At 37.8% G+C, this 12,107-nt stretch carries 11 protein-coding genes and 1 pseudogene; 4 read left to right on the top strand and 8 right to left on the bottom strand.

Annotation, left to right across the window (positions count from 1 at the left end):
• The 4 genes and pseudogenes from VIH09_RS06130 to VIH09_RS06115 all read right to left on the bottom strand — a co-directional run.
• Positions 1-384 (bottom strand): annotated as a pseudogene (locus VIH09_RS06130) (energy transducer TonB); the annotation flags it as partial.
• Positions 385-424: 40 nt separating this feature from the next.
• Positions 425-970, bottom strand: a complete 546-nt coding sequence (locus VIH09_RS06125; protein ID WP_331578943.1) for a biopolymer transporter ExbD — start codon at positions 968-970, stop codon at positions 425-427.
• Between the two features lie 19 nt (positions 971-989).
• Positions 990-1,601 carry a biopolymer transporter ExbD gene (locus VIH09_RS06120; RefSeq protein ID WP_331578941.1) on the bottom strand — a complete coding sequence of 204 codons (612 nt, stop codon included), beginning with the start codon at positions 1,599-1,601 and terminating at the stop codon, positions 990-992.
• 49 nt (positions 1,602-1,650) lie between these two features.
• Positions 1,651-2,472 carry a MotA/TolQ/ExbB proton channel family protein gene (locus VIH09_RS06115; RefSeq protein WP_331578939.1) on the bottom strand — a complete coding sequence of 274 codons (822 nt, stop codon included), beginning with the start codon at positions 2,470-2,472 and terminating at the stop codon, positions 1,651-1,653.
• 390 nt (positions 2,473-2,862) lie between these two features.
• Here VIH09_RS06115 and VIH09_RS06110 point away from each other — a divergent pair, with 390 nt between their 5' ends.
• Genes VIH09_RS06110 through VIH09_RS06100 form a run of 3 tightly spaced genes read left to right on the top strand, consistent with a single transcriptional unit; the run spans position 2,863 to position 5,240 of the window.
• Positions 2,863-4,395, top strand: a complete 1,533-nt coding sequence (locus VIH09_RS06110) for a helicase HerA-like domain-containing protein (protein ID WP_331578937.1) — start codon at positions 2,863-2,865, stop codon at positions 4,393-4,395.
• An 11-nt stretch (positions 4,396-4,406) separates the two neighbouring features.
• Entirely contained in the window at positions 4,407-4,856 is a 450-nt protein-coding gene (locus tag VIH09_RS06105; protein ID WP_331578935.1) for a YybH family protein, read from the top strand.
• A 21-nt stretch (positions 4,857-4,877) separates the two neighbouring features.
• The gene (locus tag VIH09_RS06100; RefSeq protein ID WP_331578933.1) at positions 4,878-5,240 is read left to right on the top strand and encodes a cupin domain-containing protein; all 363 of its coding nucleotides are present in this window, start codon (positions 4,878-4,880) and stop codon (positions 5,238-5,240) included.
• Positions 5,241-5,351: 111 nt separating this feature from the next.
• Here the strand turns inward: VIH09_RS06100 and VIH09_RS06095 are convergent, their stop codons facing one another.
• The 4 genes from VIH09_RS06095 to kynU form a co-directional block, all read right to left on the bottom strand.
• Complete coding sequence (locus VIH09_RS06095) at positions 5,352-6,689, bottom strand: NAD(P)/FAD-dependent oxidoreductase (RefSeq protein ID WP_331578931.1); 1,338 nt, start codon at positions 6,687-6,689, stop codon at positions 5,352-5,354.
• Positions 6,690-6,749: 60 nt separating this feature from the next.
• Positions 6,750-9,140 (bottom strand): penicillin acylase family protein, encoded by a 2,391-nt coding sequence (locus tag VIH09_RS06090; protein ID WP_331578929.1) that lies wholly within the window; start codon positions 9,138-9,140, stop codon positions 6,750-6,752.
• A 227-nt stretch (positions 9,141-9,367) separates the two neighbouring features.
• Positions 9,368-9,784: a YMGG-like glycine zipper-containing protein gene (locus VIH09_RS06085; RefSeq protein WP_331578927.1), complete on the bottom strand. Its 417-nt coding sequence runs from the start codon at positions 9,782-9,784 to the stop codon at positions 9,368-9,370.
• Positions 9,785-9,899: 115 nt separating this feature from the next.
• Positions 9,900-11,174: a kynureninase gene (gene kynU, locus VIH09_RS06080; RefSeq protein WP_331578925.1), complete on the bottom strand. Its 1,275-nt coding sequence runs from the start codon at positions 11,172-11,174 to the stop codon at positions 9,900-9,902.
• Between the two features lie 148 nt (positions 11,175-11,322).
• Between kynU and VIH09_RS06075 the strand changes: the two genes are divergently transcribed.
• A complete protein-coding gene (locus VIH09_RS06075; protein ID WP_331578923.1) occupies positions 11,323-12,057 on the top strand; it encodes an SIMPL domain-containing protein in 735 nt (244 codons plus the stop codon).
• Positions 12,058-12,107 lie beyond the last annotated feature (50 nt).

Genomic DNA, 12,107 nt, shown 5'->3' with positions numbered 1-12,107 from the left:
TTTTTCTTTGATCTCGACAATTTTCGGCGGCTCTTCAGTCACTTCTTCTGCCTTTGCAACCACCGGTTTCACAAACTTAACCTGGTCCACTTTTGGTGGTGGTGGTGGTGGTGGTGGCAGATTCTTTATCGGCTCTTCTTTCTTCGGAGGCAATTTAATGGCAGTGATTTTAATATCCCTGTCCATGTCTTCCACCTCACCCTTCGGAAGCAAATCCGCGATTAACGGCGCACTTACAGCAAGGGTAAAAAACACAGCACCAAGAATAAGCGCTTTAACAGTTGTTTTTCTGTTAGCCTGTCTTAATTGATAAGCACCATAACTTTTGTTACGCCCTTCGAAGACAATATCAAGCCATTGGTTTTTTAATAAATCTAATTTCATGTTTCTTAATTATTAGGTTATTCAGAAAAAAAGATTGCTCTTATTTCCCTTCTAACAATTTTAGTTCCTCAGGCGAAAAATCATTAACGATAGTATAAGTCGGAACTCCAACAATAGCCATTTCGTCTAGTATGTCAATGACGTTTTTATAGTTCGCCTTCTTACTAGGTTTGATGATTACGATCATTCCTTTGTCTTTATTACCGGTATATTTCAGCACAGATTCTTTTCTAGTATCAAGTTCTTTACGAATACCGTCCTTCCCGTAAGCAATCTCCTTAGGTCCTGCAATTGGCGTAGCCAATAAACCCATATAATAAATCAACTTGTTATCAGCACCTAACATTACAGTCATTGTACGATTCTCGTCAACTTTCATATCAACATTGTCTTTGTCCGGATCTTTACTTGGCAACCCCAAATTCATCGATTGAGGTTTAGACAACGTAGTGGTTAGCATAAAGAATGTGATCAATAAGAAAGCTAAATCAACCATGGCAGTTAAATCTACCTTTGAGTTTGCTTTCTTACTTCTTACTTTTCCACCTTTACCGCCTCCACCGTCGCCGGTATTTAATTCAGCCATTTTAGTGTGTGTTTTTTAATTAAAAATCTTTTCCTCTTAAACCAGTAACCAAACTAAAGCTATTGATTTTTTGCTCTTGTAAAATATCCATCACTTTTTTAATGGCTGGATATTCTTCTTTTGCATCACCTTTAATGGCGACTTGCAATTCTTTATCATTCACCTCTATATTTGCAATACGCGCATTATAGATCCATTCTTTCAGCTGATTATCAAGAGAGTCTAAAGGAATGCCGGGTTGACCCGCTTTTCCTCTATCTGCAGCTTTCATATCGATGATTTGCTTAAGGTTAAGAATTGGAACTCCAAACCCATCCATTAAAGCAAATTTATTTTTTTCATCCTCAGAAAAAGTTACGCCATATTTATCACCCATTAACCCCAATGTTCTCTTACGGATTTCTCTTCCTTTCAAATCAAAGAACACCTTCCCTTTACCTACAGTTAATGTAGCCAAATCAGTTTCAGGCAATTTAGTCTGAACTGTCGAAGCAGGAGTATCTACAGGTAACGCTTCCGGAACCTTAGCTGTAGCGGTCAAAATAAAGAACGTAAGCAAAAGGAATGCAACATCACACATAGCCGTCATGTCTATAGATGTTGATTTTTTTGACATTTTTAATTTAGCCATAATTTTCTTGTAGTATAGTATCTGACATATTACTATGTCAAATTAATTATTATTGTTTCAAGCTCCCTCTGAATCTTCTGTAAGTATTTACAATTGTAGTACCTGCTTCATCAATTGAGTAAGTTAAATCATCAATTTTAGCGGTAAAGAAGTTGTAAGAGACAATCGCTACAACTGAAGTAGAAATACCAGTTGCAGTATTAATAAGTGCTTCAGAAATACCATTCGCAAGAGCAGCTTGGTCAGGAGTACCAGCAGATGCTAATGCACCAAACGCTTTAATCATACCTGTAACCGTTCCTAATAAACCAGCTAATGTTCCCAAAGAAACTAATGATGAAATAATCGTCATGTTTTTTTCTAACATTGGCATTTCAAGAGAAGTAGCTTCTTCAATTTCTTTATGGATTGTTTCAGCAGCTTCTTCACTGTTAAAACCTTCTTTTTTAACATCTTGATATTTTACTAAAGCTGATTTAATTGCATTTGCAACAGAACCTTGCTGTTTGTCACAAGCAATGATAGCTTCTTCAATGTTTCCTTCTTTAATGTTGTTTTGTACATTTTTCATAAAAGTATCTAAGTTACCTTTACCAGCAGCTTTAGTGATTACGAAATATCTTTCGAATGAAAAAACGAAAGTCATCAATAATAATCCCATCAAAACAGGTACAATAGGACCTCCCTTGTACACCATTGCCAAATAATTCCCTGGAAGTGGGTGACCTGTATTAACTCCGCCTTCAAAGTTAGCTCCATTACCCATTATGAAATTCCAAATAATCCATCCAACAAATACACATGCAACAATAATGATACCTGAAACCATTCCTCCACCGTTTGAACTGCTTTGTTTTTTAACGTTTGCCATTTTTCTTAATTTTAATAGTTTTAAATAATTTATTTTTAGTTATAATAAACTTGTAGTCCCGCAAATTTATATGATTAGTTCAAATAAAAAAACTTTTTTTAATTTTATTGGGAATTAATTTTATTCGGAATAAAATTGATTTTTTCAATTAATCGGTTTTTCGTCGACATCCTTAAACAAATTTACTGTTTTTTGCAAAAAAAACTATCATTTTGTGAATTAATAAGATATTAATTCAATACGTATGCTATTATGGTTAAAAATATTTTTTTTAACTATTAGCAACAAAACAGGAATAAAGTTGCGTTAAACCCTAAAATAAATGTATTTAAAATCAAAAAATAATTTTTAATATAATAAATTGCATCTAATATTAATTCGTTTGGAGCAATGGGAAAGAAAGAAAATTTCATAAAAGTAATTACTGAAGGATATACCTCTAAAGGAGAGAGCATTATTCTAGGTAGCGCAATCCTTGACGGTCAAGTTGTGGGAGAGGCCCATGTAAAAATACCCTTAAAAACTTTAAACAGACATGGGTTAATTGCAGGGGCAACAGGCACGGGAAAAACAAAAACCATCCAGGTTTTATCCGAACAGCTGTCTTCTTTTGGGATTCCGGTACTAATGATGGACATCAAAGGCGATTTTAGCGGTATTGCAAAAGAAGGCGAGGAGAAACCTTTTATTACGGAGCGCCATGCTAAAATAAACATACCTTATAATATAGCAAAATTTCCAGTAGAGCTATTGACACTATCCGAACAAAACGGAGTACGCCTTCGCGCCACCGTTTCTGAATTTGGCCCCGTCCTTTTTTCGCGTATTTTGGGCTTGAATGACACACAGGCTGGTGTAGTTTCGGTGATTTTCAAATATTGTGACGACAATAAAATGCCCTTATTAGACCTTAAAGACATCAAAAAGATAATCAACTATATATCTGAGGAAGGGAAAGAGGAAATCACGCAAAGTTACGGCAGAATATCAACTTCCACCACCGGCATCATTCTCAGGAAGATAATCGAACTGGAACAACAAGGAGCAGAACTTTTTTTTGGCGAAATGTCGTTTGACATAAACGACTTGATGCGAATTGACGAAAACGGAAAAGGCTATGTAAACATTCTCCGATTGACTGACATTCAAGATAGGCCAAAATTATTCTCTACTTTCATGTTGAGTTTACTTGCTGAAATATACCAACAAATGCCCGAAAAAGGGGATTCAGACCAACCCGAATTGGTCGTTTTTATTGACGAGGCTCATTTGATTTTTAACGAGGCCAGTAAGTCCTTATTGGAACAAATCGAAACAATCGTAAAACTGATACGATCTAAGGGAATCGGAATTTATTTTGTTACGCAAAATCCTATGGACGTTCCAAGTGGCGTATTGGCACAACTAGGGTTGAAAATTCAACATGCTTTAAGGGCTTTTACAGCCAAAGACAGACAATCGATCAAACGGACCGCTGACAATTATCCATCCTCTGACTATTACAATACCAGTGAAGTATTGACTAGCCTGGGAATCGGCGAAGCATTGGTCACTGCATTAAACGAGAAAGGGATCCCCACTCCGCTGGTGGCAACCATGATGCGAGCCCCTATGAGCAGAATGGATGTTTTGACGGAAAGTGAAATCCAGGAAATTAACAGCAAATCGAAGTTGGTAAAAAAATATAGTGAACTTATTGATCGTGAAAGCGCCTACGAAATGCTCAATAAAAAAATTGCTGTTATCGAGGCAGAAACCGCTAATCAAGACCAACAAAAACAAGAACAAAAAGCTTCCAGCACCAAGGCATCCCAAACGAAAAGCATGACTGATGAAATGGGTAAATCAGTCTTAAAAGTTTTGACAAGTGCCACTTTTATTAGAGGGGCATTTGGAATTTTGTCGAAAATGTTGAAAAAATAAATTTAAAGATCATGAAGAATCTTAAACTTGTACCCTGCGTCATCCTAATGGTTGTTTGCAGTTGCAACTCTGACAAAAATCAGAAAACCGAATTACAACTCAAAGCTGAAATCACCGAAGCGGAAAAGGATTTTGAAAAAATGGTTTCCGAAAAAGGGATCGCCGAGGGATTTTATCAATTTGCTGATTCAGAAGCCGTAATCAAGAGAGAAAACGACATTTTAATTATTGGAAAAAATAATATTCGCAAGTATTATTCGGATCCAAAATACAAAACAGCTTCCGTTAGTTGGACCCCTGACTTTGTGCAAGTATCGAAAGATGGAGATTTAGGATACACTTACGGTAAATACGTATGGACCTCTAAAGATTCTTTAGGAAAAGAGCATGTCTCGAAAGGTATTTTTCACACGGTTTGGAAAAAGCAAAATGACGGCAGTTGGAAATATGTTTGGGACTAATACTTAAAACAACAATGTAAAATGAAAAAATATTTCGTACAAAACGCCCCGTTTATTGTTCCCACTTCGGACGGTAAACTAATAGAGGAACATCACGGCTTGGCCACCACCAGAAACGCCGAAATTTCTATTGCACATATGGTTGCACCTCCAAAATGGAGCGAACCCTATCAAACACCCGAGTTCGATGAATACACTTATATCATAAAAGGGAAAAAACAGTTTATTATTGAAGGAGAAGTGATCATTCTTGAAGCTGGACAATCCATAAAAATAGAGAAAAACACGCGAGTTCAATATTCGAACCCATTTGATGCCGAATGCGAATATATCGCGATTTGCCAACCCGGATTTGATTTTACAAAAGTGCATCGAGAGGAATAATTTAGCCCCGATTTTCCCGAAGCTTCGGGAAAAATCCTTTTTTGTCTTGCACCGCTTGCGGTTGAGGACAAAAAAGATTGCAACGGATAGCGGGAATAGCTCCAAAAAAAACTATTTCAGCAGTTCCAGAATTTTATTTTCTACCAATTCGCTGTCCCAGACACTCTCAATATTATCTATTTTCAAAACTTCCTCCATAATAGCGTTTTGAAGATCTCCAATAGCCAAGGCCTCGGTATAAGGACGATCGCTAAAAGTCACTCTGCTGTAGAGCGGAATCCACTTATCAGGGTGTTTGTCCGAAAACCATTTCTCTATTTTCTTTTGCAAAAGGAATTTGTCATCGGCCGTTTTGGAACTCATCTCCATAAAATTGCGGTACGAAAGTTCCGCTATGGCATCCGCATTTGGTTTGCGCGATTTTTGATATTCCGAAAAAATTAATTCCCAATCGTCACCATATTTTTCGATCATCTCATAAAGAACAGTGATGTCCTCAAACCCAGCATTCATTCCTTGGCCGTAAAAGGGCACAATGGCATGACAGGCGTCGCCGATTAGCGCCACTTTATCTTTGTAAGTCCATGGATAGCATTTCATCGTCACCAAGGTGCTGGTTGGATTATTGAAAAAATCTTCGGCTAATTTAGGGATCACATCGATGGAATCTGGAAAGTTTTTCTCAAAAAAAGCTTCCACCTCTTTGCGGTCCTTCAATAAATCGAATGAGTTTTCCCCTTCAAAGGGCATAAATAAGGTGCAGGTAAAACTACCGTCTAAATTTGGCAACGCAATCAACATATAGTCGCCACGAGGCCAAATATGAAAGGAATTCTTATCTAGTTTATGTGTTCCGTCTGGATTTGCGGGGATGTTTAATTCCTTGTATCCCATATTCAAAAACTCTTGAGAGTAATTAAACATACTCTGACGCTGCATGCGATGACGAATTCTGGAAAATGCCCCATCAGCGCCAAAGACAATGTCGTATTTTCTTTCTTCCCAAACCCCTCTTTCGGTTTCCCCGACATGAAGAGTGGCTTCTTTTAAGGTTACGTCCCAAATTTTCTGATTGAAGAAAAATTCAGCCCCAGCTTCTTCGGCAAGATCGATCATTTTTCGATTCAGTATCCCCCTCGAAATGGAGTAAATCGCTTCGCCTTCCTGACCGTAATTCTGAAAATTAAGTTTATCCACTAAGTGAATCGCTCGTTTCTCCATTGGAATCGCAATTTCACGCACTGCATCACCTACCCCTACACCATCTAAAGCTTTCCAGCCACGGTTGGACATGGCTAAATTTATGGAACGTCCGGAGAATTGGATTCGCCTAATGTCGGGGCTTCTATCGTATATATGAACCGTATGACCTGCTTTGCGTAAGTAGATAGCTAATAAAGATCCGACTAAGCCGGAACCAACTACAGCTATTCTTTTTGGAGTTTGCATTATTTTTTATAAAAGGTTAGGCAAAATTACTGATTTATTACTTCAAGGGGTTTAAAAAACTCAGTTTTTACTTGGCATAAAGACCAGTTTCGTCGAAGTTTCAACAATTTCTGCCTTATTCATTTTCATTTTCCTGAACTTTCCTTCATTATACCTGACAGCCTGATCATTGTAATGCGAACTTAAGGGATTACCGGACTGTCCTGTTGGCAGAATGCTCCAGCTGTTTTCTATATCCGAAAAATCAACTATTCTCCTGGTTGACGGACCGCCCTTAACGACGTATTTCCCTTCATTTGTATAATCAAACATCTGGTTGTTGATTACTTCATTCGAACCCGAAACTTCAAATGGGCCTACATTGAAAATCTTACGTAGTGCAGCCACTTTACCCAACGGATGCTCATATTCTACTACATGAACTTTGTTCCAAGTCCAATCCGAAACTGAACTCCCCAACTGTTTTTCCAAAGTCGTAATAGCTTCCTTAAAAGATTGTGAAAGAATCTCTTTTCTGGTTTCTTTTTTATTTTTGGTTTCAACATTATCCCACCAAAGTGAACTGTCGTTAGTAATTTGTTTTGCAATCATTTGTTTCATGACATGAGTGGTCAAAAACTGCTTGAAACCAGCTGCGCCAAGTTCATCCCCAAAAGTACCTTTCAGGTACAAATAAATCCACTTATTGTAAATCGTCGGCGCTACATCGTTCAGATTACTGGTTCCTTTCCAAGATTTTAAAGCCGAAACCGCTGCCGCCTCATTTTTTGAAAGCGACGCTACATCCAGATTTGAAATTAAATTTTTAACGACCTCGGTTGCCACTACGGATGTATTATCAGTTATCATTTTACTGACAGATTCTTTGTCCCAATTTGATTTGGGATCCAACAATTGAGTTATCCTTTTGGCCCTGTCTTCAGGAAGGTAATATCCGGGATATAAAAACCCGTCAATGGCTTCCGGTTGGTTATTTGCCGAATAGACATAATTCCATGCAGGGTTGACGGCCGAAGGGTTTTTGGAGAAATCCAAATACTCCGTTATGTCATCTTCTCCCGAAGCACCATCCAAAATTAAATGGGTATCTACCCCTTCATTATGCTTGTACAGTTTTCCTGTCGCCCACCAAGCCACATTGCCTTTTGCATCACCGTACATCACGTTCAGTCCTGGCGCGGCAATAAGGGCCACTCCTTTCTGAAAACCAGCCTTGCTTTTAGCGTGTGAGAGGCTATAAACCGCATCAAGAATATGAATGGGTTGCTGCGTATAAACCCAAGACATCGCAACCGGTTTCTGCGAGTTTAAACCGTCAATCAAATCATTCATAATCGGGCCATGACGACTCACTTTTACATTCATCACCACATCAGTGGTATCCTTTACTTTGATAATCTTATTTCTGACTTCATAATTGCTAAACCCTTCAGGAGTTTTATATCTTCCACTGTCATTAGGATCATTTTCTTCTTGGTAAAAATCGATATCGTCATTTTCGAACATGGTCAAACCGTATGCATACTCTCTATTGTGTCCCAGTAACGGATATGGAGTACCAGCCAAATAGCAACCATACAACTCGAATTCCGGAGTGACTAGATGCGCTTCATACCAAGTCCCAGGTTGTGAAAACCCAATATGGGGGTCATTGGCAAAAAGCACTTTACCACTTTTGGTTTTCTTCCCACCAATAACCCAACTGTTGCTCCCTATAAAAGGAGGAATTGGGGACTGATCTAACAATGCACTAATCGATTTAGAAATGGCAAGATATTCCTCTGGCTTTTCCTTTGCATTTTTAATTTTGGTAGTATTAAAAGAACCGTCCAAGCCAAAATCTTTTAAATAATCCATTCCGTATTTGTTAAGAATGTCCGTCAGTAGAGGATCTGTTTTTTGGGCCATTGCAAAACTAAAAGACATATAGCCGTAAATATTATAAATGTCTTTAATAGTAAATTTTTCTTTATTGACTCCTACCAACCGGAACTCAATTGGACTAGGTCCCTCCTCCATAAATTGGTTAATCCCGTCAAGATATGCCAAGGTCAACTGATAACTTGGGTCATTTTTATCCAGTTCGGCAATCGCTTTATCCGAAGCTTCTTCTATACCTAACCCTGCAAAAAACTGGTCATTCTTCAACGCCACTTTTCCGAAAAGTTCCGACAAACGTCCTGGAGCAATACGTCGCATCAATTCCATCTGCCATAATCTATCTTGTGCATGAACATAACCCAGGGCCACCATCGCATCATTTGCATTAGCCGCATAAATATGGGGAACCCCATATTCATCAAAATAAACTGTTGTCGCATCCTGAATGTTTTTAAGCTCTGATTGACCTTCATATTTGGGTTTTAAATAAAAACCATAAACAGTCAAAGATAGCGTGAGTACTACCAAAATCGATATTAAAATCAGTAGCCCCTTTTTAAATTTATTCATATTTAAGTTTTATTACGCAAACAAATATAAATGATTTCAAAATCATATTGAACGAATTATATTTCAATATTGTAGAACATTTCCACAAATTCAATCATTTAATATTTGACTAAAAAACTACCTGCGACATATTGGTTCCGCAAACTAATCATTTGATATTAAACAAAGAAAGTGTCTAAATCGCAAATACGATCTAGACACTCCCGTTATATAATAAAAGAATTGATTTATTCTTTTTTGCTTCCGTCAATAATAGCGCCGGTTCCAGCACCAACTCCAGCGCCAGCGAGACCACCGATTATAGCTCCCTCGCCTTTTTTCTTGCTAATTATTGCTCCAGTCACAGCTCCAACTCCAGCACCAATTACGGCACCTTTTGCTGCTCCACTCCAACCTTTTTTCTCCGTCACAGTAGTAGTCGTAGTCGTGCTACTGGTACTTGCCGGTTGATTGACAACAATAACTTCTTTTTGTGTTGCTGCTCTGTCCATTTCAATCTGCATTGAATCGACAACTTTCTGCTTTTCAATTTCGATTCTCATCGAGTCGATACTTGCCTGCTTGGCATCTTCGACACTCATTTCTCCTTGATTTCTACAAGAAACTAATGCCAAGGCTAATAATGTAAAATATACTATTTTCATAATCGTGAATTTTAGAATTTATAACTCAACAAAGAAACGGCTATGCGCCTCAAAAAGCCTTACACAATTTGATCTATTTGTTGTAAAATTCCAAGAAGTAAAAGTCTAGTAGGTATTAACGCAATATTCCCGCTTTCAAGATTTGACCAAAATTATACATATCTTCAAAAGAACAATACAATGGTACTGGAGCAAAACGAATCACATTAGGCTCGCGCCAATCGGTGATCACACCGTTTTCCATCAAATAATCAAACAAACTACGTCCTTCTCCATGAAGAAGAACCGATAATTGACAGCCTCTTTCAGACAGATCCGATGGCGTTATAATTTCGAAAGTACTATTTACTTCTTTATCTATCTCGTGAAGGACGAATTCCAAGTAAGCGGTAATCTTATCTCTCTTCTCGATCAAGGCATCCATTCCTATTTCGTCAAACATTTCCACCGAAGCCAAATAAGGGGCCAAAGATAGGACTGGTAAATTACTGATTTGCCAACCATCTGCTCCATGAACAGGGTCAAAAGTAGGTTCCATTTTGAAACGGCGTTCTTTATTGTGTCCCCACCAACCTGCAAATCGAGGCAAATCTGGATTATTATGGTGTTTTTCGTGTACGAAACAACCAGATGCATTTCCTGGCCCCGAATTCATGTATTTGTAACTGCACCAGGCAGCAAAATCAGCATCCCAATCGTGAAGTTCCAGTTTGATATTTCCCGCTGCATGGGCTAAATCCCAACCAACTATGGCGCCAGCATCATGACCTGCGGCTGTTATCGTTTTCATGTCGAAAACTTGGCCAGTATAATAATTCACTCCCCCTATTAATACCAAGGCCAACTCATCGCCCACTTCGGCAATTTTTGCTAAAACATCTTCCAAGCGAATGTTGTGTTCTCCTTCTCTTCTCTTAATTTCAACAATGGCGTCTTCCGTTTTGTAACCGTGAAAATTAACTTGACTTTGAAACATGTATTGATCCGAGGGAAAGGCTTTTTCCTCGCAAATGATCTTGTATCTTGATTTTGTAGGTCTGTAAAAAGAAACCATCAATAGATGAAGATTTACCGTTAAAGTATTCATAACCGTCACCTCTGAAGGTAACGCTCCCACAATTTTACTTAAGGGTTTTGCAAAACGTTCGTGGTAATCCCACCATGGTTTTTCGGCATAAAAATGTCCTTCGACAGCCAGATTAGCCCAATCATCCATAACTTCATCGACATATGCCTTTGTCCTTTTGGGCTGCAACCCCAAGGAATTACCCGTGAAATAAATTACTTTTTCGCCATTTACTTTGGGAAAAATAAATTCATCCCTATATTTATTCAGTTTGTCCTGTGAGTCAAGTTGCTGCGCAAATTCTTTAGTATTTTCGAAAGTCATTGTTTCTTTTATTTGTGCCGTAAAAATAGCTTTTATTTATTCTCTTGCAAAGAGGAGTCTCTTAATTTATACTTTCTTGCGATAGAAATAAATACCAAAAAACAGCATATTAATTGACTATATTTGATAGAATATAAAACTCTATCCTATGTTGAAAAATAATTTAAATGTTGTCATCATTTCACTGGCAATGGTAATTTCAGCTTATTTGTTTTCGAATGCTTTCCAGAATCGAAATAAAAGCAGCGACACCATAAGCGTTACAGGATTAGGGAAGAAAGATTTCACTTCCGATTTAATTGTATGGAACGGTTCGTTTTCCAAAAAAAGCACTACCCTAAAAGAAGCATACGCTAATCTTGATTCCGACAGAGAAAAAATAAGAACCTATCTTAGCGGTAAAGGAATTAAATCTGGCGAAATGGTTTTTTCGGCGGTGAATTTCAATAAAGATTTTGAAACCATCTTTAATCAAAATGGCACTACCAGACAGCAAATTTTCACTGGTTTTACCTTGACACAAAATGTGAGTATCCAATCTAAGGAGGTAAATAAAATTGAAGAAATTTCAAGACAATCAACCGAGCTAATCAATTCTGGAGTCGAATTTTACTCAAATGCACCAGAATATTATTACACAAAACTGGCAGAATTAAAGATACAGATGATAGCCGAAGCAACAAAAGACGCTAGCACGAGAGCCAAAAGCATTGCCGAAAATGCTGATGCTAATCTTGGGCATTTAAAAAAGTCAGATATGGGCGTTTTTCAAATTATTGGTCAGAACTCATCTGAAGACTATTCTTATGGAGGATCATTTAACACCAGTTCAAAAAACAAAACAGCAACTATCACAGTAAAATTAGTGTATCAAGTAGACTAGATTTTCAACAAATGTTATTATTTCTTAGGAGTCGCGTGAGGGATTGCTTC

The sequence above is a fragment of the Flavobacterium sp. genome (assembly GCF_036515215.1).
GTDB lineage: Bacteria > Bacteroidota > Bacteroidia > Flavobacteriales > Flavobacteriaceae > Flavobacterium.
Note: the sequence above shows the minus strand (reverse complement) of the source record. Positions and strands in the feature narration are given on the sequence as shown.

Bases quoted from the DNA above. Each gene is read 5' to 3' on its own strand.
- kynU (WP_331578925.1), bottom strand. From the start codon at position 11,174: ATGACTTTCGAAAATACTAAAGAATTTGCGCAGCAACTTGACTCACAG.
- VIH09_RS06105 (WP_331578935.1), top strand. From the start codon at position 4,407: ATGAAGAATCTTAAACTTGTACCCTGCGTCATCCTAATGGTTGTTTGC.
- VIH09_RS06110 (WP_331578937.1), top strand. From the start codon at position 2,863: ATGGGAAAGAAAGAAAATTTCATAAAAGTAATTACTGAAGGATATACC.
- VIH09_RS06125 (WP_331578943.1), bottom strand. From the start codon at position 970: ATGGCTGAATTAAATACCGGCGACGGTGGAGGCGGTAAAGGTGGAAAA.
- VIH09_RS06115 (WP_331578939.1), bottom strand. From the start codon at position 2,472: ATGGCAAACGTTAAAAAACAAAGCAGTTCAAACGGTGGAGGAATGGTT.
- VIH09_RS06095 (WP_331578931.1), bottom strand. From the start codon at position 6,689: ATGCAAACTCCAAAAAGAATAGCTGTAGTTGGTTCCGGCTTAGTCGGA.
- VIH09_RS06100 (WP_331578933.1), top strand. From the start codon at position 4,878: ATGAAAAAATATTTCGTACAAAACGCCCCGTTTATTGTTCCCACTTCG.
- VIH09_RS06085 (WP_331578927.1), bottom strand. From the start codon at position 9,784: ATGAAAATAGTATATTTTACATTATTAGCCTTGGCATTAGTTTCTTGT.
- VIH09_RS06075 (WP_331578923.1), top strand. From the start codon at position 11,323: ATGTTGAAAAATAATTTAAATGTTGTCATCATTTCACTGGCAATGGTA.
- VIH09_RS06120 (WP_331578941.1), bottom strand. From the start codon at position 1,601: ATGGCTAAATTAAAAATGTCAAAAAAATCAACATCTATAGACATGACG.
- VIH09_RS06090 (WP_331578929.1), bottom strand. From the start codon at position 9,140: ATGAATAAATTTAAAAAGGGGCTACTGATTTTAATATCGATTTTGGTA.